Annotated in this window: 16 protein-coding genes; 4 read left to right on the top strand and 12 right to left on the bottom strand. The window is 54.2% G+C overall.

The window, feature by feature from the left end:
- Positions 1–327: 327 nt before the first annotated feature.
- The 4 genes from GRH90_RS19315 to fabR form a co-directional block, all read right to left on the bottom strand.
- Complete coding sequence (locus tag GRH90_RS19315) at positions 328–837, bottom strand: hypothetical protein (protein ID WP_162367592.1); 510 nt, start codon at positions 835–837, stop codon at positions 328–330.
- Between the two features lie 858 nt (positions 838–1695).
- Positions 1696–2181, bottom strand: a complete 486-nt coding sequence (locus GRH90_RS19310) for a hypothetical protein (protein WP_162367591.1) — start codon at positions 2179–2181, stop codon at positions 1696–1698.
- A 229-nt stretch (positions 2182–2410) separates the two neighbouring features.
- Positions 2411–2782, bottom strand: a complete 372-nt coding sequence (locus GRH90_RS19305) for a YijD family membrane protein (protein WP_162367590.1) — start codon at positions 2780–2782, stop codon at positions 2411–2413.
- Positions 2783–2787: 5 nt separating this feature from the next.
- Positions 2788–3432, bottom strand: coding sequence for an HTH-type transcriptional repressor FabR (gene fabR / locus GRH90_RS19300; protein ID WP_162367589.1), 645 nt, complete (start codon positions 3430–3432; stop codon positions 2788–2790).
- 204 nt (positions 3433–3636) lie between these two features.
- Between fabR and sthA the strand changes: the two genes are divergently transcribed.
- On the top strand, positions 3637–5037 hold the full coding sequence (gene sthA, locus GRH90_RS19295; protein ID WP_162367588.1) for a Si-specific NAD(P)(+) transhydrogenase: 1401 nt from the start codon (positions 3637–3639) through the stop codon (positions 5035–5037).
- Here sthA and oxyR read toward each other — a convergent pair.
- Complete coding sequence (gene oxyR / locus GRH90_RS19290; RefSeq protein WP_162367587.1) at positions 5020–5937, bottom strand: DNA-binding transcriptional regulator OxyR; 918 nt, start codon at positions 5935–5937, stop codon at positions 5020–5022. The genes sthA and oxyR overlap by 18 nt on opposite strands.
- A 148-nt stretch (positions 5938–6085) precedes the next feature.
- On the opposite strand from oxyR, the gene GRH90_RS19285 reads away from it, so the two are divergent.
- Complete coding sequence (locus GRH90_RS19285; protein ID WP_162367586.1) at positions 6086–6823, top strand: glutathione peroxidase; 738 nt, start codon at positions 6086–6088, stop codon at positions 6821–6823.
- A 3-nt stretch (positions 6824–6826) separates the two neighbouring features.
- Here the strand turns inward: GRH90_RS19285 and argH are convergent, their stop codons facing one another.
- The 3 genes from argH to argC all read right to left on the bottom strand — a co-directional run bounded on the left by argH (position 6827) and on the right by argC (position 10192).
- A complete protein-coding gene (gene argH, locus GRH90_RS19280; RefSeq protein WP_162367585.1) occupies positions 6827–8200 on the bottom strand; it encodes an argininosuccinate lyase in 1374 nt (457 codons plus the stop codon).
- 187 nt (positions 8201–8387) lie between these two features.
- Positions 8388–9164 (bottom strand): acetylglutamate kinase, encoded by a 777-nt coding sequence (gene argB, locus GRH90_RS19275; RefSeq protein WP_312857204.1) that lies wholly within the window; start codon positions 9162–9164, stop codon positions 8388–8390.
- Between the two features lie 23 nt (positions 9165–9187).
- A complete protein-coding gene (argC, locus tag GRH90_RS19270) occupies positions 9188–10192 on the bottom strand; it encodes an N-acetyl-gamma-glutamyl-phosphate reductase (protein WP_162367583.1) in 1005 nt (334 codons plus the stop codon).
- Between the two features lie 220 nt (positions 10193–10412).
- On the opposite strand from argC, the gene argE reads away from it, so the two are divergent.
- Positions 10413–11564 carry an acetylornithine deacetylase gene (argE, locus tag GRH90_RS19265; protein WP_162367582.1) on the top strand — a complete coding sequence of 384 codons (1152 nt, stop codon included), beginning with the start codon at positions 10413–10415 and terminating at the stop codon, positions 11562–11564.
- A gap of 261 nt (positions 11565–11825) precedes the next feature.
- Positions 11826–14465 carry a phosphoenolpyruvate carboxylase gene (gene ppc / locus GRH90_RS19260; protein ID WP_162367581.1) on the top strand — a complete coding sequence of 880 codons (2640 nt, stop codon included), beginning with the start codon at positions 11826–11828 and terminating at the stop codon, positions 14463–14465.
- Positions 14466–14590: 125 nt separating this feature from the next.
- Here the strand turns inward: ppc and metF are convergent, their stop codons facing one another.
- From metF to metB, 4 genes are all read right to left on the bottom strand, one after another.
- A complete protein-coding gene (metF, locus tag GRH90_RS19255) occupies positions 14591–15490 on the bottom strand; it encodes a methylenetetrahydrofolate reductase (protein WP_162367580.1) in 900 nt (299 codons plus the stop codon).
- A 189-nt stretch (positions 15491–15679) separates the two neighbouring features.
- The gene (locus GRH90_RS19250; protein ID WP_162367579.1) at positions 15680–16606 is read right to left on the bottom strand and encodes an ankyrin repeat domain-containing protein; all 927 of its coding nucleotides are present in this window, start codon (positions 16604–16606) and stop codon (positions 15680–15682) included.
- A gap of 669 nt (positions 16607–17275) precedes the next feature.
- Positions 17276–19711, bottom strand: coding sequence for a bifunctional aspartate kinase/homoserine dehydrogenase II (locus GRH90_RS19245; protein WP_162367578.1), 2436 nt, complete (start codon positions 19709–19711; stop codon positions 17276–17278).
- 2 nt (positions 19712–19713) lie between these two features.
- A complete protein-coding gene (gene metB, locus GRH90_RS19240) occupies positions 19714–20874 on the bottom strand; it encodes a cystathionine gamma-synthase (protein WP_162367577.1) in 1161 nt (386 codons plus the stop codon).
- Positions 20875–21100: the final 226 nt, after the last annotated feature.

The raw sequence follows: 21100 nt of genomic DNA, 5'->3' as shown, positions 1-21100 counted from the left end.
CCACCACCGTCAAAAAGCATCATGCCGCCAATTTTTCTGTTGCCTTTGCCAATGACCGGCTAAACGCAGATATTGGGTATATAAGGTGGTGTTGACGCAAATGAGACAAATGCGTATGTCTTAATATTCATTTCAAGATTTATTTACGGAGTAAAAGCAATAATGCCGTTTTTATCCCCCAATGAGCAACAACTTGCCGCGTTGATGTCGCGTTACGGCTCGGAATTGCCGCCAGAAAGCGGACCCAAAGCAAGCTGATATTAATCAGCGTATTTATTTTGACCTGCATTAAAATAATATTTACATTCATAAGATAATAAATCGGGATCAATTATCCACACCACCCGGTAAATGATCTACATAGTATGAATATATTTTTCCTGTTACCGCGCCGATAGCAGAACTTACAATTATCGGAAGACCCACAGACAGATGAGGCGCAACATTTTTTTTATATAATGAGATAGCGAGGCCAATGGTCAAACCGCTGGCGAAGCCGCCAAGCGTACCTAAGTCAGTACCTATGTCCCTGCGTGCATGTTCTAACCTCAATATTTCATTAGGTGTAACTGGTTCAGGGCTACTTATATCGCGTATGGTAGCGGCAATAAAATTTTTCGTAAAAACGACTATGCCAATCGACGCCATGGATAGCGTTACAATACAGATAGGCCTGATCACCGGCTGAACGGAATTTGCCACACGTTGAAGTGAATTGATAATCGTGGACTTCATACCTCGATGGTTATCAACCTGGCAACCGGTACTACCAGTAGTAGCGAGAGTTAAGGGCGTAAAATCGGTACTAGGCGAAATAGCACTAGAGGGAGATGTCATAAAGGCTCCTGGGGAATTTTACATCAGCATTAATCACTTTAGTTAATAACCATTCAATATATTAATTTAATAATAGGCTGCACAGCTATATATTATGTGGCTATGTTGTCCAACGTAATATCGACAAAATTAGTGTAAGCCACACTACCCAGCGCACCTGATTAAAGGCCCAAAGCGACACGGTAAAAATAATATCTCGGGATTTTGCGTGTCCACACCACAAAAAAATGCAAATAATTTCAGCGCGCAGCCGCCCGCCGCGCCGATGAACAATCCCACGCCATGATCTCTCCCTTCAGTCCCCTGACTTCCTGGTCAGTGATGGGAGGCGGCTTGACAACATCCTGGATTGAAGCGGATATCTGCCTCCAGGTTAACTCAATGGCGCTTATCACAGCCGTTAAAGATAATGTGGCGAGAGCGAATATTTTAACATAGGGAAAGGAGCCTTTAACAGCCCACGTAATCGCATAAATCAATCGGTAAGATGTGGATAATCGATCAGGGCCATCGCTGACAATATACTTCGCGGCGTTAATTTGTATAACAGCGGATGGGTGAATAAATGATTCCGGCACAAGGACCTCCAATTGATTGAATACCCAGTTTTACCCTGGGGAAAAATGCAATCTCATACACAAGATGATACAAAAAAACATGTCCCGCATAAATAAATTGTCACCATTTTTAGGTGGTTTACATATTAATATCGAAGCCGATGAAAAAATCATTTCGGTCCCGACGTCAATGAAGAAAAGATGTTAATTCCCCGGTCTTGCGTGATCCAATCGGTTGCCTGAACAGGTTTAACCAAGTATGCCATCGCTAAATGCGGCTACAACATTTTATTGATTATTACTATGCCAGTGTTTCATCAAGACCGGTTATATAAGCAGACAACAAGACGCCGACCAATACGCCTAAGTAATAGTTATAAAAATATTTATCAATAATCGTCACTGGCTCACTATTAAATAAAGATTTTAGTTTTCCAAGACCACAGCCCACCAGATACCCGACCGTAACGCCTCCTACTATTAAAATACTTAATTCTTGGAAATGGCTTGCCGCCATGGTAGTGCAGACAGGCATATTGCTGTTTAGCAACTTGGTGCTACCGCGGGCTGAAACGGCGCTAAGCCTGTGGGTAAACATGGCGATAGCCACTAACGACGTGAAAATAGGGAAAGCACTTTGGACCAGCTTAGTCGTACTGTTGGCCGCACGATCAAACGACCGCGTAAAACCTGAGGGGCCGGTTTTGTTATGGCCGTGTTCGCATCGGGCATTGTTTGACCGGTTAACCAAGTAAACAATAGAGTTATCAACATATATATCAGTCATCAATATTCCCCCTGGATAAACCACAATAACAATTAATGGTGACCGCAGTAAAAATAAGGCCTGGCAACATAGGCTAGCATAATAAAATAAACCGTTCTTAAATATATTGCCAAGCGTATTAACCAATTATAATAGCTAGAAACCATTGAACTTTGTTATGTCGCCTGGGAAATTATATCCAAATAATTTAGTCATAACCAAAATCGTCTCAATCAGTTTTAATCGAGCGCTACAAATCCTGGTCTCGTCCGATGCTTTGCAGTCGTTTTAATTTACGCCCAATCCAGAAGACCAGCACCACCATCAGGATCGCCGGGATAAAGTTAGAGCCGATAACCGGATATTCCACCCGGATGATGGCGCTATACATCAACAAGCCCAGCAGGAAACTGGCCGCCGCCAGGGAGGGGAACCCGTCCGGCATGGCGCGATCGCGATAGTGATGATGCAGGCAGTACACCGACAGCACCAGCGAGATAAGCGGGAAGATGGAAAAGGGCACGATGGCGCTGAATAGCACCGAAAAGGAACCGTTAATAGATAAACCGGCAATCAACGCCAGCAGCAGCGTGCCTCTTTCACCCAAAGGTTGTGTTGTCATGTTATCTACCTGCTTTCGTCAAGGGTGAGGGCGGTCGCCTTTTCCTGCTCCCGGCGATACCAATAAAACGCCCCCTTCGAAATCATCCGCAATTGCAAGACCAACCGCTCTTCAAGCTGCCGGCGCTGGTTGGCGTCAACATCCAACGCTTCCGCGCCGGCGTTAAAGACGATGATGACCATCGCCTCGGCCTGCGCTTCGGTGAAACTGCGCGGCATGTGATTTTCAAGCTCGAGATAATCGGCCAGCTCCGCGATGAAATGCTGTATTTCACGGGCGACGGCGGCACGAAACGCCGCTGACGTACCCGAACGCTCGCGCAGCAACAGGCGGAAGGCGTTAGGATTATTGCCGATAAACTCCATAAAGGTGGCCACCGACGTGCGGATAACGCTGCCGCCCTTGGCGATACGCTGGCGAGCCTGGCGCATCAGCTGGCGCAACATCAGGCCGCTTTCGTCCACCATGGTCAGGCCCAGTTCATCGACATCGCGAAAATGGCGATAAAACGAGGTGGGCGCAATACCGGCTTCACGGGCCACTTCACGCAGGCTCAGGCTGGCAAAACTACGCTCGGCGCTTAACTGGCTGAATGCCGCTTCGACAAGGGAACGACGGGTCCGCTCTTTTTGTTGCGCTCTGACGCCCATAGTCCTGCCCTGCCCCACATTACCGATAAAAATGCCACTATATCAAAATTTGTTGCAACAGCGTTGATACAAACTGCGAATTTTGACGTAATGCTATGTGCCGTGGGTGCCGTAACCCAAGAAAAAAGGCGGTGAGGATTGGGATCTCCGGTCTACAATGTTACATTGACGTTGTGATTTTGTATAAATATAGGCTAAGCCGGTATGCAACCACAGTACGATTACGATGCCATTATTATAGGTTCCGGCCCAGGCGGAGAAGGCGCCGCCATGGGCCTGACAAAGCAGGGCGCCCGCGTCGCGGTTATCGAACGCTATAACAGCGTCGGCGGCGGCTGTACCCATTGGGGCACCATTCCCTCCAAGGCATTGCGCCAGGCGGTCAGCCGGATTATCGAGTTCAACCAGAACCCGTTATATAACGGTAATCAGCATCTGCCGCGTGCCAGCTTCGCCGATATCCTGCATCACGCCGATAGCGTGATAAAACAGCAGATCCGGATGCGCCAGGGGTTTTATGAGCGTAACCAGTGCCGGATTATTACCGGCGACGCCACTTTTGTTGATGCCCATACCGTCAAGGTTCAGTATCCGGATAATACCGTCGAACATTTCAGCGCGGCGCATATCGTGATCGCCTGCGGTTCCCGTCCCTATCACCCGAGTGATGTCGATTTTACCCATCCGCGCATTTATGACAGTGATTCCATCCTGGATTTAAAACATGATCCCCAGCATGTGATTATTTATGGCGCCGGCGTGATTGGCTGTGAATATGCGTCAATCTTCCGCGGCATGAACGTTAAAGTGGACCTGATCAATACGCGCGACAGGCTGTTGGCGTTTCTTGACCAGGAAATGTCGGACGCGCTGTCATACCATTTTTGGGAAAACGGCGTGGTTATCCGCCATAACGAAGAGTATGAAAAGATCGAAGGCACAGAGAATGGTGTGGAAGTCCACTTCCGTTCCGGCAAAAGGATGCGCGCGGACTGCCTGCTGTATGCCAATGGGCGCACCGGCAATACCGATTCGCTGTCGCTGGGCAACGTGGGGCTGGAGGCGGACAGCCGGGGACTGATTAAAGTCAACAGCATGTACCAGACCGCCCTGACGCATATCTACGCGGTGGGCGATGTCATCGGCTATCCAAGCCTGGCCTCGGCCGCCTACGACCAGGGACGTATCGCCGCGCAGGTGATTATCAAAGGCCAGGCCAATGTACAGCTGATTGAAAATATTCCCACCGGCATTTACACCATTCCTGAAATCAGCTCGGTGGGTAAAACCGAACAGGAATTAACGCTGCTGAAAGTGCCTTACGAAGTGGGACGCGCGCAGTTCAAGCATCTGGCGCGCGCGCAGATTGTCGGCATGAATGTCGGCAGCCTGAAAATCCTGTTCCATCGTGATACCCGGCAGATATTGGGTATCCACTGCTTTGGCGAGCGCGCCGCGGAGATCATCCATATCGGCCAGGCCATCATGGAACAAAAAGGCGAAGGCAATACCATCGATTATTTCGTCAATACCACCTTCAACTATCCCACCATGGCGGAAGCCTTTCGGGTGGCGGCGCTGAACGGCTTAAACCGCCTCTTTTAAATCGGTACCCATATACGCCTGCATATGGGTACGTATCGACTCGGCCAACTGCTCATAGCGGGCGCGCAGCGGGGAGCCGGGCCGGTAGACCAGCGCCACGGTGCGTTTTGGCTCGGGTTTATAGCATTTCATATAACAGACGCCGTCACGCTTACGCTCATTGGGCACCGCCAGGGCGGGCAGCAAGGTAATGCCGCTGCCGGCCGCCACCATGTTGCGCAGGGTTTCCAGACTGGTGGCGCGAAAATGGGTATCCTCATCGGCACCGGCCTGGAAGCAGAAGCCCAACGCCTGATCGCGCAGGCAATGGCCGTCTTCCAGCATCAGCAGCTTCTCCCCGGATAAATCCGACATCGGCACCCGTTCCCGGTCCGCCCAGGGGTGGTCGGCATACACCGCAAGCTGCATCGGTTCATCGAATAAGGGGATTTCGATAAAAGCTTCGCTCTCTTTAACCAGTGCCAGTATGGCGCAATCGAGTTTACCGCTGTCCAGCTGCAGCAGCAGCTGACTGGTCTGGGCCTCATGCAGGTACATCTCCAGCTTAGGGTAGGTCTCATGCAGCGTGGGGATGATATGCGGCAACAGATAGGGGCCGACGGTTGGGATCAGGCCGATATGCAGGGGGCCGGACATGGATTCCCCTTGCTGGCTGGCCATCTCACGCAATATTTTCACTTCGCGCAGGACCGTGCGGGCCTGATCCACCAGCAGCAGGCCGGCCTGGGTGAACAGTACCTTACGGCTGGTGCGCTCCAGCAACATCACGCCAAGTTCATCTTCCAGCTTGCGAATCTGGCCGCTCAGGGTGGGCTGGCTAACATGACTGGCATCGGCCGCCCGTCGGAAATGACGGTGCTCGGCCAGGGCCACCAAATACTCAAGATCGCGAATATTCATTAAAATCCTCCGTGCCGCGATAGTTCGCGTCGATAGATAGGATAGCAATCAACGATTATCCCTATCAATAGTTAATCTTAATAATAACCCCCGAGCTGTATGACAAGCTGTGAAAGTCATTTTTCTTTTTCTGTTAAGGGGTTCGCCAATGTTTAGTAGTCATGAAGGCAAGAAAGTCCCATCGGTTACCTTCCACACCCGTAAGGATGATAACTGGGTTGATATTTCTTCCGACGAACTGTTCAAGAATAAAACGGTCATCGTATTCTCCCTCCCTGGCGCCTTTACGCCAACCTGTTCCTCCAGCCATCTGCCGCGCTACAATGAGCTGGCCGGCTTATTCCACAAACATGGCGTGGACAGCATCGTCTGTGTTTCGGTTAACGATACGTTTGTCATGAACGCCTGGCAGGCCGATCAAAACGCCGGGCATATTACCTTTATCCCCGATGGCAATGGTGAATTTACCAAAGGCATGGGCATGTTGGTGGAAAAAGCCGAGTTGGGATTCGGCCCGCGCTCATGGCGTTATTCGATGCTGGTACGCGACGGCGTAGTGGAAAAAATGTTTGTGGAACCGAACAAACCGGGCGACCCGTTCGAAGTTTCCGACGCCGACACCATGCTGTGTTACCTGGCGCCGGAATGCAAAGTGCAGGAATCCGTCTCGCTGTTTACCAAACCTGGCTGTCCGTTCTGCGCCAAAGCCAAGCAGATGCTGCGCGACAGCGGTATCCAGTATGAGGAAATCTCGCTGGGTAAAGATGCCACCACCGTCAGCCTGCGCGCGGTAACCGGCCGCTCCACCGTGCCGCAGGTATTTATCGGCGGGCGCCATATCGGCGGCAGCGAGGAGCTGGAAGCGTTTTTACTGCAACCCGCCTGATATTTATGCCAACCGGTTTTTCGCCTCGGCAGTGGCTAGCGCCACCTGCTGCGGCGAAACGCCGCCTTTTGCCGAGCGTTTGTCCAGGCAGGATTGCAGCGACAGGGCCGGATAAACATCATCGCCAATGACCGGGCTGAACGCCTGCAGCTCAGCCAGTTCCAGCGCTTCCAGGGCTTTGCCCTGGCGGATGGCCTCGACGACCGCCTCGCCGACGATATGATGCGCCTCGCGGAACGGGATGCCCCTGGCGACCAGATAATCGGCCAGTTCGGTGGCATTGGCGTAGCCCTGCTGCGCAGCCTCGCGGCAACGCGCACGCTTCACCTGCAGCCCTTCCAGCACCAGCGCGGCCATATGCAGGCAATCCAGCCAGGTATCAAGCGCGTCGAACAGGCCCTCCTTGTCTTCCTGCATATCCTTGTTATACGCCAGCGGCAGGCCTTTCAGCGTCACCATCATGCCGGTGAGCGCGCCCTGAACCCGGCCGCACTTGCCGCGGATAAGCTCAAGCGCATCAGGGTTTTTCTTTTGCGGCATCAGGGACGAGCCGGAGGTGACCCGATCGGACAATTCGATAAACGCCGCCTCACCGCTGTTGAACAAAATCAGGTCTTCGGCAAAACGCGAGAGGTGGACCATGCTGATGGCGGCATTGGACAGCAGTTCCAGCACATGGTCGCGATCGGACACGCTATCCAGGCTGTTGCGGGTCGCGGTGGCAAAACCAAGCCAGCCGGCCAGTTGGTCGCGATCGATGGGGTAAGCGGTGCCGGCCAGCGCTCCGCAGCCTAACGGACTGACATCAAGACGTTTCAGGGTATCCTGCAGGCGGCTTTCGTCGCGCGCCAGCATTTCGACATAGGCCAGGCACCAATGGGCAAAGGTCACCGGCTGGGCACGCTGTAAATGGGTATATCCCGGCATGACCGCGTCCTGGTTGGCCACGGCGGTGACGACCAGCGCGATTTGCAACTGCCGCACGGCGCTTAGCAGTTCGGACAGCTGCATCTTGCACCATAGCTTGAGATCGGTGGCCACCTGATCGTTGCGACTGCGTCCGGTATGCAGTTTTTTACCCAGGTCGCCGACTTTCTCAATCAGGCGTTGCTCGACCCAGCTATGGATATCCTCGGCATCGCTGGCCAGGATGGATTCAGGCGCGGCGCCGACCTCCTCCAGGAGAAAAGACAGGGCCTCTTCCAGACGCAGCTGTTCCTCCACCGTCAGCACGCCGACGGTGACCAGCGCTTTAGACCAGGCCACCGAGCCGATAATATCCTGCTCCGCCAGCCGGTAATCAAAGCGCAGCGAGTCGTTGAATGATTTGAACCGCCGATCCGCCGCCTGGCTGAACCGTCCACCCCAAAGTGCCATAACCGTGCTCCGTTAACTATTTGATGCGGGTTGATGCGGGCGCACTCGTCGCATGCGCCCACGCAATAATGATGGCGGGGGCGCCAGAACCGGCGGCCCCGTGGAAATACTGCTGAACATGCGCTTGGGTATTTTCACCCTATTGAATGACTAAAATACCTGTCCAGGCGATATCATGCTAATGGAATCAAGCGAGTATGCGGGTGCCGATGGATTCGCCGTTGAACAACGCCGGCAATTGCTCCGCGTGCCGCCAGCCGGCGATATCCACCGGACGTCCCAGCGTGCGGGCCGCATCCAGCGCCGCGTTGACCTTGACTATCATGCCGTCGGTGATAATCCCCTGCGCTATCAGCTGCTCCGCTTTATGGGCGGTCATCTCGTTGATGCGCTGGCCTTTACCATCGAGTATGCCGCTGACATCGGACAATAAAATCAGGTCGGCGCCCAGGGTAGCGGCCAGGGCGGTGGCGGCCTGGTCAGCGTTCACATTCATCAGCTGGCCTTCGGCGGTGATGCCTATGGAGCTGATAACCGGCAGGTAACCGGCACCAAGCAGGGTATTTACCAATACCGGCGAACCCGGCTGCGCCTTGCCGACATGGCCGAGTTTTTCATCAAGCGGGGTGACGTTAACGCTGTCGCCGTCGCCCAGGCATAACCCCACCGCCGGGATGGCATGTTTTTTTGCCCAGGCCAGCAGGGTTTTATTCGCCGTGCCGGCCAGCGCGCCGGTGATAATGTCGATCTGGTCCGCCGGCGTTACCCGCAGGCCGTTGACCTTGGTTACCGGCAGGGCCAGCTTTTTCATTAACTCATCCACCAGGCAGCCGCCACCGTGGACAATTAATAATGGACGTTGATGCTGCGCGCGATAGCTGTCCAACGCGGAAAACAAGCGTTCCAGCGCCTCTTCGCTATCCAGTAATACGCCACCCAGTTTTATGATTAACGGATTCATTATTTTTTATACCTCGTTGCCAGCCGTTAAAGAAGCGCCTGCGTTTGTGCAAAACCAAAGCGGATATTAGCGCATTGTACTGCCTGCGCGGCCGCCCCTTTTAATAAATTATCTTCGGTGGCCACCACGATCAAATGTTCGCCCTGCACCGCGAAGCCGATATCGCAATAGGGTAGTCCCACGACCGCCTTCAGCGCCGGGACCCCATTATCATACAGCCGCACCAGCGGCTTATCGTGATAGGCATTGTGATAGCACTCGGCAATATCGCCCGCCGTGACGCCCGCCTTTAACCGGCAGGTGATGGTGGCCAGGATGCCGCGGGGGAAATTGCCTAAATGGGGAGTAAAGATCACCGGGATACCCAGATGGGCGGTGATTTCCGGCTGATGGCGGTGGGTAAAGATGCCATAGGGCTGCAGGCTGACCTCGCAGACGCTGGTGTTAAGCGAAGCTTTACGGCCCGCGCCGCTTACCCCACTGACGGCATTGATCACCGGCCACTGCGCGTCGTTCAGCAGCCCCCCGTCGACCAGAGGCTTGAGCGCTAGCTGGGACGCGGTGGGATAACAGCCCGGCACGGCAATCAGCTGCGCCTGCTTCAACGCCTCGCCCTGCCATTCCGCCAGGCCGTAGACCGCTTTTGCCAGCCAGTCGGCATGCTGGTGTTCAAAACCATAATACTGGCGGTAGAACGACGCCTGGTTAACCCGGAATGCGCCGGAGAGATCGAACACCACGCAGCCGGCGGCCAGGAATGCCGGCGCCAGATCGTGGCTGACCTCGTGGGCGGTGGCGAGAAACACCACGTCCACCGTTTTCGCCAGTCCAGCGACATCGGTCAGCGGCTGCAGCGGCAAATCGACCACCCCTTTAAGCTGGGGATGCAGTTCGGAAAGTAATTTGCCGGCATCCGCACTTTGCGCTGAAACCGCCAAAGCGGTTATGTTCATATGCGGGTGGCGGTTAAGATAAGCCGCCAGCTCAGCTCCGGCATATCCGCTGGCACCGACAATCAGCGTATTCAGCATGACTTTTGTTCACCTTCTTGATTTGCTATCACGACGAGAAGGGATCTCCAGCGGCTATTTGTCGCTTAAGTCATCGCTTAAGCCACTATTCGCTGTTCACCCGCGAGGTCAAGCGTAGTAGTCTGGTAAGTATCCGTTTACTTTCCGCTCAACGTTAGTGTATTTTTATTCACTATTATTGCATGAATATTGATACTATCCAAACTAAAGGCTGTCAACAGTGAAGACAAAATTACCCCCGTTTATGGAGTTGTACCGCGCCCTGATCGCCACTCCGTCCATCAGTGCCACCGACAGCGCCCTGGATCAGAGTAATCAGGCATTAATCAATTTGCTGGCGGGCTGGTTCACGACGCTGGGCTTTCAGGTTGAGATCCAGCCGGTGCCGGACACGCGTAATAAATTTAATATGCTGGCCCGCATCGGCAGCGGCGCGGGTGGCCTGCTGCTGGCGGGACATACCGATACCGTCCCCTTCGACGACGGGCGCTGGACGCGGGATCCCTTTACCCTAACCGAAGAAAATAGCAAACTTTACGGCCTGGGTACCGCCGATATGAAGGGCTTTTTTGCCTTTATCCTCGACACGCTGCGCGATATTGATATCAGCAATCTGCAAAAGCCATTATATATCCTCGCCACCGCCGATGAAGAAACCAGTATGGCGGGGGCCAGTTATTTTGCCCAATCCAGCCAGCTGCGCCCGGATTGCGCCATTATCGGCGAACCCACTTCCCTGCAGCCGGTGCGCGCCCATAAAGGCCATATCTCCAATGCGGTGCGTATCCAGGGCCAGTCGGGCCATTCCAGCGACCCGAGCCTGGGCGTCAACGCCATCGAACTGATGCACGAGGCGATTTCCCACCTGATGATACTACGCAATACGTTGCAGGAGCGTTACCATCATCCGGCGTTTGACATCCCCTACCCCACCATGAACTTCGGTCATATCCACGGCGGCGATTCCGCCAACCGCATTTGCGGCTGCTGCGAGCTGCATATGGATATCCGCCCCCTGCCCGGCCTGACGCTCGGCGATCTGGACGGGTTATTGACCGAAGCGCTGGCGCCGGTAAGCGCGCGCTGGCCGGGGCGATTAACCGTTGACGCCCTGCATCCGCCCATCCCCGGTTATGAATGCCCGGCGGATCATCGCCTGGTGGCCGTGGTGGAAAAATTGCTTGGCGTCAACACCGAGGTGGTCAATTACTGTACCGAGGCGCCGTTTATCCAGCAGTTGTGCCCCACGCTGGTATTAGGGCCGGGCTCCATAAAACAGGCCCACCAGCCCGATGAATATATCGATACCGCCTTTATTAAACCGACAAGGGAATTGATTTCCCAGGTGGTACGACATTTTTGCCTGCAATGATAACCCTTTACTTTTCCTCCCCCGTCCGGCGGGGGTTGATTTGGATTAAATCCGGCCTAAACGGCGTTTTTACGCCTGCTGCGATAAGTATTTCTTATAATCAATACATGTTATTAACTTTCACGAATTGACGCGAATACGATGTTTTATGGCGTGAATTGATGTCATTTGACGAATGAATGGATACATGGCTAGATAACGGTGGGTGATTTACGTCATTCGGGTGAAATAAATTTTCAGGTGAGTTGGATCAGGGTCCTTATGAACGAACAATATTCGGCAATGCGAAGCAACGTTAGTATGCTCGGGAAGCTTCTGGGCGACACCATAAAAGATGCGATGGGCGAGAATATCCTGGATAAGGTGGAGACCATCCGTAAGCTGTCAAAGTCCTCCCGTGCGGGTAACGAAGCCCATCGCCAGGAACTGCTTTCCACGTTACAGAATTTATCCAATGACGAGCTGTTGCCCGTTGCCCGCGCGTTCAGTCAGTTTTTGAACCTGACCAATACCGCGGAGCAATTCCATGTGATCTCCCCCCATGGCGAAGCGGCGAATAACCCCGAGGGACTCGGCAAGGTATTTGCCCGCCTGAAGGAAAATAAAGCGCTGGACGATAAAGATATCCGCGCCGCCGTGGAATCGTTGTCAATCGAGCTGGTATTAACCGCCCACCCGACTGAAATTGCCCGCCGTACCCTGATCCATATGATGGTCGAAGTCAACAGCTGCCTGAAACAGCTGGATCACAGCGATCTGGCGGGCTATGAGCGTAAACAGATTATGCGCCGCCTGCGCCAGCTGGTGGCCCAATATTGGCATACCGACGAAATCCGCAAAAATCGCCCATCCCCGGTGGATGAAGCCAAGTGGGGTTTTGCTAATGTGGAAAACAGCCTGTGGGAAGGCGTGCCGCAATATTTGCGCGAGCTGAACGAGCAGTTGGAAACGGTGTTCGGTTATAAACTGCCGGTCGAGAACGTGCCGGTGCGTTTTACCTCCTGGATGGGCGGCGACCGCGACGGCAATCCCAACGTTACCGCCGATATCACCCGCCGCGTATTGCTGTTAAGCCGTTGGAAAGCCGCCGATTTGTTCCTGCGCGACATCCAGGTGCTGGTATCGGAACTCTCGATGACGGAATGTACCCCGGAGCTACGGGCGCTGGCCGGCGGAGATGATATACAGGAACCCTATAGGGTAATCATGAAGCGGCTGCGCGCCCAGTTGAACAGCACCCAGAGCTGGCTGTCGGCGAAACTTCGGGGTGAGCTGGTACTTCCTCCGGCGGATCTGCTGGAGCACAACGATCAGCTTTGGAACCCATTGTTTGCGTGTTACGAATCGCTGAAAGCCTGCGGCATGAGCATCATTGCCAGCGGCCAGTTGCTGGATACCCTGCGGCGCATTAAATGCTTCGGCATACAGTTGGTGCGTATTGACGTACGCCAGGAAAGCACCCGTCACACCGAAGCCTTAAGCGAAGTGACCCGCTACCTGGGATTAGGTGATTATGAAAGCTGGTCGGAAAGCGATAAACAGGCATTTTTGATTCGTGAACTGAACTCTAAACGTCCGCTGTTGCCGCGCCACTATCAGCTCAGCGACGAGACCCGCGAAGTGCTGGATACCTGCCGGGTTATCGCCGACGCGCCGGAAGGCTCCATCGCCGCCTATGTTATCTCGATGGCCAAGACGCCCTCCGACGTGCTGGCGGTGCATTTGTTGCTTAAGGAAGCCGGCTGCCAGTTCATCCTGCCGGTGGCGCCGCTGTTTGAAACGCTGGATGACTTAAACAACGCCGATGACGTGATGAGCCAACTGCTGGGTATCGATTGGTATCGCGGCATTATCCAGGGCCGGCAGATGGTGATGATCGGTTATTCCGATTCAGCCAAGGATGCCGGCGTGATGGCCGCCTCCTGGGCCCAATACCGCGCTCAGGACGCCCTGATTAAAACCTGCGAAAAAGCCGGCATTGCCCTTACCCTATTCCACGGACGCGGCGGCTCCATCGGCCGTGGCGGCGCGCCGGCCCACGCGGCCCTGCTGTCGCAACCGCCGGGAAGCCTGAAGGGCGGCCTGCGCGTCACCGAACAGGGCGAGATGATTCGCTTTAAGTTCGGCCTGCCGGAAGTGGCCATCAGCAGCCTGGCCTTGTATACCGGCGCGATCCTCGAAGCCAACCTGCTGCCGCCGCCGGAACCGAAGCAGGAATGGCGTTCATTGATGGACGACCTGTCGACCACCTCATGTAATATGTATCGCGGCTATGTGCGAGAAAACCCCGATTTCGTGCCTTATTTCCGCTCGGCAACTCCTGAGCAAGAATTGGGCAAACTCCCGCTGGGCTCCCGCCCGGCCAAGCGTCGCCCCACCGGCGGCGTGGAAAGCCTGCGCGCCATTCCGTGGATTTTCGCCTGGACGCAAAATCGCCTGATGCTGCCCGCCTGGCTGGGCGCCGGCGCGGCGTTGCAAAAAGCGGTGGAAGAGGGCAAACAGGATCAGTTGGAAGCCATGTGCTGCGACTGGCCGTTTTTCTCGACTCGCATCGGCATGCTGGAGATGGTGTTTGCCAAAGCGGATCTGTGGCTGGCGGAATATTACGATCAGCGTCTGGTGGACGAAAAGCTCTGGCCGCTGGGAAAACAGCTGCGTAAGCAGTTGGCGGATGATATCAACGTGGTGCTGACCATTGCCAATGACGATCATTTGATGGCCGACCTGCCGTGGATTGCGGAATCCATTGCGCTGCGCAATGTCTATACCGACCCGCTGAATGTGCTGCAGGCCGAACTGCTGCACCGCTCGCGCCAGCAGGAACACCCGGACCCGCGGGTGGAGCAGGCGCTGATGGTCACTATCGCCGGCGTGGCGGCGGGAATGCGCAATACCGGCTAGGACGCTATGGCGGCACCCAGGCTGGTAAAGCGAGCCGGCACAGTGTGGCAATCAATAACCAAAAACCGGACCTGTTAGGGTCCGGTTTTTTATGGTCGGCTATAGCGGGCGGCCCGGACCATAGGCTAAGCGGACGCTACCTGCGGCCTGACGCCGAGGGTATGGCAGATGGCATAAGTGAGATCGGCGCGGTTAAGGGTATAAAAATGGAAATCTTTTACTCCTTCCCGGCTGAGGATTTTCACCATATCCATGGCAATGGACGCGCCGACCATTTTGCGGGTCTCGGCATCATTGTCCAGCCCCTCGAACATGCTGGTCATCCAGCTGGGAACCTTTACATTGGTCATCGCGGCAAATCGTTGCAGCTGCTTAAAATTGGAGACCGGCAGGATGCCGGGCACGATCTCGGTATCGATGCCGGTGGCCACGCAGCGATCGCGAAAGCGCAGGTAGCTTTCCACATCGAAAAAGAACTGGGTAATCGCCCGGCTGGCGCCCGCGTCCACCTTCTTCTTCAGGTTAATCAAATCCGACTGCGCGCTTTTGGCCTCCGGGTGTACCTCGGGATACGCGGCCACGGAAATATCAAAATCACCGACTTTCTTCAGCAGTGTCACCAGATCGGCGGCATACATGGCCGGCGCGCCGCTGCCGGGGGGTAAATCGCCGCGCAGCGCCACGATATGACGGATGCCGCTGTGCCAATAGTCTTCGGCGATTTTTTTCAGCTCGTCCGGCGTGGCGTCAATGCAGGTCAAGTGGGGCGCGGCGTCCAGGCCGGTGCGCTCCTTGATGTCCTTGATGATGCCATGGGTGCGATCGCGCTCGCCGGAGTTGGCGCCATAGGTCACAGAGACAAAGGTCGGTTTTAGTTCGCTTAGCCGGTCGATGGACTGCCACAGCGTCTGTTCCATTTCACCGGTGCGCGGAGGAAAAAACTCAAACGAGACGTTGATATTGCCCTGTAATTCGGCCAGATTTTGGTTCAGGGCTTCCCGCTGATTGGCGTGAAAAAAACTCATACCTTTTCCTCATGACGCGTGTGGATGTTCACTGATGGTTTTAGGCCGCTGGTAATGCACCCGGCAGCCTATTTATGCGCGTCTATACGTTTAGACGTCTAAATAGAATTTGACTGAAATCGTTAGTGTAGTCAACAAAATCGTGCGCGAAGTTGGGGAGTAATCTTCACGCATTATGAAAAAAATTCACTATAGTAAATAACCCATGCCCGGGAAAGGAAGAAGCATCATGCTTATGGCCCGGGCAAGCTGGCCATGTCGTTTCAATGTATATAAAAACTCTTCAGCGGTCATGACTTTTTGGCGTGTTTTTCTTTGGAATAACTGGGCTATAGCGTCATGATGGTATAATTTCGCGGTTAATTGTGGGGTTAAGCTATTACCGTCACGGAGATTAACCTTAATATAAGGATCAAGGAGCAATGCTTCCACACCAGCCCTGAAACCCCTCGCTGCCGCAATATGCAAGGGTGTATGCCCCGAAGGGAGGCTTTTATTTACGTCAAGCCCTCTGTCCAGCAGGGCATTAACTATAATTTTGTCCCCTTTTTTATGCAGCATGGCAAAATGCAATAAAGAGCTACCCACATTATTCTCTTCTTTGAAATTGACGCCGGCTGTAGACATCAATATTTTGGCAATATCATATTCCTGTGCGGAAAAGGCATACATTAGCGCCGTCTCGCCATTTTCATCAGCACAATCGATATTGACATCTCTATGCTTGATTAAAATTCGCACAATTTCTTTATATCCATTTACAGCCGCGGCATGCAGATCTGTTACGCCGTATTTATCCTGCTTATTGATATCACATAGCCCGGAATTAACCATTTCAGTGGCTATATCAGGGTAATTCCCTGCTATAGCAAAATGTATGCAGGGGATTTCATTAATGGAATCACCAATATCGATTATGATATTAGGGCAATGAAGAAATTTTACCACGGTGGAAATTTGTCCGCCAGAGACAGCGACGCAAAGAGGCGTAACGCCATCTCTATCGCTGGCATTGATATCAACGCCTTCCATTTTAAGAAGCTGGCCTATAATGTTTTCTTTACGATGAAATATGGCCCTGTGCAAAATAGTATCGCCCGTTATTTCATTGACCATGCTTCTCATATTTACACCCATTTATTTTATGACACTGGAAGCGATACAGTCATCGTTCGAGACTACTTTGAATATCAACTCGGTCCTTTGCTTCTTATCCATAATGTCAACAATACGTTTTGCTTTCGCCCAAAAACCCGTTGAGGCCTTTGGCTACGCGTACTATTTATTCCAATGATAAATTCTCCAGATTATGTCCTATGATTTCCGCAGGTAGCTTATTAACGCTCACGAGGAACAACTTTTCCTAACGTCAATCAATGAGGTCATATAGGAATAACTATTTACCATTGAATAATTTTTTGGCTTGGAAAGTGAATGTTGTTCTTCGACACAGACCGCAGGTATTTTACTTAGCATTCTCAATATTTTCTTTTGAAAATTTTTATAAAATTGAATAACGCTTTCCCATGCATGGAAAAATAAATTAAATGATACACGCCACCTAACTCATTTATCAATAAACGCTTGTCCGCTTGAGGTAAGTAAAGTTTTGTCTTCATGATACAAAAGATATAATTTTATATATATGCCATTTGATAATAAGCAATGCAGATTTTAAGCCGAAGTCATATTCGGTAAAATTAATGAGTGCGATAAAGACAGTGCGGGTTTGGATTTAAACAGAGGCGGGAGAAAACCGGGCAATATTTGCCCGGCAGGGTTTATTTATAACAACTGCGCCAAGCGGTTTAAGTCGGACTGGATGGCGCCGGCGGTGACATCCCGCCCCGCGCCCGGCCCGCGGATTACCAGCGGGTTATCACGATACCAGCGGCTTTCAATGGCAAACACATTATCGCAGGGCAGCAACGACGCCAGCGGGTGCTCGGCACGCACCGCCTCCACGCCGACCCGCGCCTTGCCATTGGCGTCAAAACGTGCCACATAGCGCAATACCAGGCCCATTTCGTTGGCCGCCCCAAGGCGCTGGACCATTTGTTCATTAAGGACGTCGCCATCCTCGAAAAACTGATCCACCGATCCCAGCACCGAGTCGGGGGATACCAGCGATTCCACCCGTACCTGGTTAGGCTCTATTTCATAACCGGCCTCACGCGCCAGGATCACCAGCTTGCGCATCACGTCCTGGCCGGATAAATCCACCCGCGGATCGGGTTCGGTCAGACCCTGCTGCCAGGCCTGCTCGACCAGTTCGGTAAAAGGCACCGTGCCGTCGAATTGCAAAAACAGCCAGGAGAGGGTACCGGAAAAAATGCCGCTGATGGACAAAATGCTGTCGCCGCTGTCGCGCAGATCGCGCACCGTATGGTTAACCGGCAGGCCCGCGCCCACGGTGGCGTTATATAACCAGTGACGGCCGGTCTTGGCGAAGGCGTCGCGGATCTGGCGGTAATTATCCCCGCTGGAGGCGCCCGCCAGCTTATTGGCGCTGATAACATGAAAACCATAGCTGGCGAAATCCAGGTATTGGCCGGCTAACGACTCGCTGGCGGTGACATCCAGCACCACCAAATCATCATAAGGGTGGGCGCGCATCCACAAAAACAGATCTTCCGGTTCCTGCTCGACGGCTTCATCATTAAAGAAGGCCAGCGCCCGGCTGGCGTTCAGCCCGTCATAACTGAGCAGGCTGCGCCGGCTGTCCACCACGCCGCTAAGAATAAACTCAAAACCGGTGCGCGCCGACAGGCTTTCCTGTTCACGGGCAAACAGCTCCAGCCAGCGTGAACCGATATTGCCTTTGCCGAACAGGATTAGGCCAATGCGCTTTTCCGCGCGGAACAGCGACGTATGCAAGCCTTGCACCACATGTTCGGTGGGACCGATGCGCAATACCGCCACCAGGCTGATGCCGTCCTCCGCCTGCCAGAAAAATTCCACCGGCTGGTATTTCAACTGCTGGTAAAAACGGTGGCAGTGCAGCGGATTTTTGGTTACCCCCGCGCCAACCATCGCCACCAGCACCAATCCTTCGCGCAGCTTCAGCTCGCCGGGCAACGCCGCCTGGCTCAGCGTCAGGAATACGCTGTTGACCACTTCGGAGGTATAGCACAGCTGCAACAGGCGCCGATCGCGATGAACACCCACCGCCAGCGGCTTGATCTGCGCGCGTTTTAACGCCAGGTCGAGTTCTTTTTGCGCCAGGGTAAAATCATGCTGCGCCCCAACGGTCAGTTCGATCAGGCAGACATCATCATGGCTGGTAACGATTTTCGCGCCGGTGCCGGAAGCCAGCACCCGCTCGATGCGCGTCGAACCCTGTTCGGGCTGATAGCTGCAGCGCAGTAATAAATCGATATCGCTGCCCGACACCGGCTGCAAAGTGCGGGTATGCAGCACCGGCGCCGCCAGGCGCGCCAGCTCGCTGGCTTCGTCCAGCCGCAGCAGGGGCAGCAGGCAGGCGTCCTTTACCTTGCGCGGATCGGCGCTGTAGACCCCGGCCACGTCGCTCCAGATGGTCACGCGGGCCACTCCGGCCAGCGCGCCGATTTGGGTCGCGGAATAGTCGCTGCCGTTGCGTCCAAGCAGTACCGTGTCCCCCGCCTGGTTGCGGCATATAAAGCCGGTCACCACCAGACGCTTGTTGGGGTACTGGGTCAACAACTGCTGCAACAAGGGCCAGGAACGCCCCTCGTCAACCTGTGGCTGGGCGGCGTGTTCTGCACGCAGGAAATTACGCGCGTCCAGCCACACCGCATCGATATCCTGGCAGTTGAGTACCGCCGCCATTAAACGCGCCGACCAGATTTCGCCATGGCCGACGACCTCCGCATAGACGGCATCGGTTATTTTTCCGTCCAGCAGTACCGCCAGGCGCTCCAGATCGCGGATAAATTCCGCCATCATCGGATCCGCCAGCTCGGGCGGCAACAGGCCGGTAAACAACTGCTGCTGGTAGCGGCGCAGGGTCTGCTGCACCTGATGCGCGGAAAGACGATCGGTCTGGCTTAGCTTAAGCCAGCCGATCAGCTGGTTGGTGGTGGCGCCCGCCGCGGACACCACCATCAAATCACCGGGTTGGCTGTAGTCGGCCATAATTCCCGCGACCCGTTGGTAACACTTCACATCGGCCAGGCTGCTGCCGCCAAATTTGTGCAGTTGCCTGCCGGCCAAGCGTACCGTCGTTCCCAGAGCACTCATACCTACCTCTTCGCCGCCGCCTGGAAAGCCTGTTCCAGATCGGCAATTAAATCTTCACTGTCCTCGATGCCCACGGACACGCGCAACAACGTTTCTGAAATACCGGCGGCGGCGCGCGCCTCCGGCGCCATGCCCGCATGGGTCATGGTAGCCGCATGGGAAATCAGGCTCTCCACGCCGCCGAGGGATTCGGCCAGGGTGAACAATTCCAGACTGGCCAAAAAGCGCCGCAGCACGGATTCATCACCGTTCACCTCAAAGCTGAGCATGGCGCCGAATCCTTTTTGCTGGCGGCAGGCGATTTCATGACCGGGATTTTCCGCCAGCCCGGGATAATACAGCTTTTTCACCAGCGGCTGTTGCTGTAAATAGGCCACGATATCCAGGGCGTTGCTTTGCTGCTGGCGAATACGCGGCGCCAGGGTGCGGAGCCCACGCAATAACAGGTAACTGTCGAAGGCGGCGCCGGTTACGCCGATATTATTGGCCCACCAGGCAAGTTCGACGGCAAGCGCAGCGTCTTTGGAAATTACCGTGCCGGCCACGACATCGGAGTGCCCGTTTAGATATTTGGTACAGGAGTGCACCACCAGATCGGCGCCCAGTGTCAGCGGTAGCTGCAACGCCGGGCTCATAAACGTATTATCCACCACACAGAGCGCGCCCGCCCGGTGGGCGGCCCGGCAGATGGCGGCAATATCCACCACCCGCAGCAGCGGGTTGCTGGGAGTTTCTATCAGCACCAGCTTGGGTTTTTCATCCAACGCCGCCAGCAACGCCCGCTCATCACCCTGATCGACAAATTTTACCCGATAGGCGCCGCGTTTGCTCAGGCTATCGAACAGGCGATAACTGCCGCCGTAGCAATCATGCGGCGCCACCAGCAGATCGCCGGGCTGCAGAAATACGGTGCAAACCAAATGGATCGCCGACATGCCGCTGCTGGTCATGACCGCGCCCGCGCCGCCTTCCAACTCGGCCAACGCGCGCTGCACCACATCGCGGGTCGGGTTGCCGCGCCGTGAATAATCATGGGCGCGCGGCTGGTTAAAATCGGTAAAGTTATAGGTGCTGGAAAGCGTTATAGGGGGAACGACGCAGCCGAACTGTTCATCATTATTTAACCCGCTGCGAACTGCGATAGTGGCCTGCTTGCGCGTCATGTAGTCGCATCCTGACTGTGTGCTGGAGTATGGAGGTCAAAGAGTAAACCGCCTGAGGATAGACGTCAATACATCTGGACATCTAAACTTCTTTGCGTATAGATTGAGCAATGTATTAATAACAGCTAAAATTATGCGGGTTTTAAGTGTTAAAATCTAACTCACTTTTACCGCAGCCGTCCCGCCGGGTCGAGGGCGCTGTGATAGGAAAAGTTGATAAGTCGCA

The organism is Acerihabitans arboris (assembly GCF_010131535.1).
Lineage (GTDB): Bacteria > Pseudomonadota > Gammaproteobacteria > Enterobacterales > Enterobacteriaceae > Acerihabitans > Acerihabitans arboris.
This window is presented reverse-complemented; position numbering and strand designations above follow the sequence as displayed.

What these genes read in the sequence shown, in the direction of transcription:
- oxyR (WP_162367587.1), bottom strand. Translation starts at nt 5,937, where the DNA reads ATGAATATTCGCGATCTTGAGTATTTGGTGGCCCTGGCCGAGCACCGT.
- GRH90_RS19245 (WP_162367578.1), bottom strand. Translation starts at nt 19,711, where the DNA reads ATGAGTGCTCTGGGAACGACGGTACGCTTGGCCGGCAGGCAACTGCAC.
- sthA (WP_162367588.1), top strand. Translation starts at nt 3,637, where the DNA reads ATGCAACCACAGTACGATTACGATGCCATTATTATAGGTTCCGGCCCA.
- GRH90_RS19310 (WP_162367591.1), bottom strand. Translation starts at nt 2,181, where the DNA reads ATGACTGATATATATGTTGATAACTCTATTGTTTACTTGGTTAACCGG.
- argC (WP_162367583.1), bottom strand. Translation starts at nt 10,192, where the DNA reads ATGCTGAATACGCTGATTGTCGGTGCCAGCGGATATGCCGGAGCTGAG.
- GRH90_RS19250 (WP_162367579.1), bottom strand. Translation starts at nt 16,606, where the DNA reads ATGGTCAATGAAATAACGGGCGATACTATTTTGCACAGGGCCATATTT.
- GRH90_RS19305 (WP_162367590.1), bottom strand. Translation starts at nt 2,782, where the DNA reads ATGACAACACAACCTTTGGGTGAAAGAGGCACGCTGCTGCTGGCGTTG.
- GRH90_RS19285 (WP_162367586.1), top strand. Translation starts at nt 6,086, where the DNA reads ATGTTTAGTAGTCATGAAGGCAAGAAAGTCCCATCGGTTACCTTCCAC.
- ppc (WP_162367581.1), top strand. Translation starts at nt 11,826, where the DNA reads ATGAACGAACAATATTCGGCAATGCGAAGCAACGTTAGTATGCTCGGG.
- metF (WP_162367580.1), bottom strand. Translation starts at nt 15,490, where the DNA reads ATGAGTTTTTTTCACGCCAATCAGCGGGAAGCCCTGAACCAAAATCTG.
- metB (WP_162367577.1), bottom strand. Translation starts at nt 20,874, where the DNA reads ATGACGCGCAAGCAGGCCACTATCGCAGTTCGCAGCGGGTTAAATAAT.
- argH (WP_162367585.1), bottom strand. Translation starts at nt 8,200, where the DNA reads ATGGCACTTTGGGGTGGACGGTTCAGCCAGGCGGCGGATCGGCGGTTC.
- GRH90_RS19315 (WP_162367592.1), bottom strand. Translation starts at nt 837, where the DNA reads ATGACATCTCCCTCTAGTGCTATTTCGCCTAGTACCGATTTTACGCCC.
- fabR (WP_162367589.1), bottom strand. Translation starts at nt 3,432, where the DNA reads ATGGGCGTCAGAGCGCAACAAAAAGAGCGGACCCGTCGTTCCCTTGTC.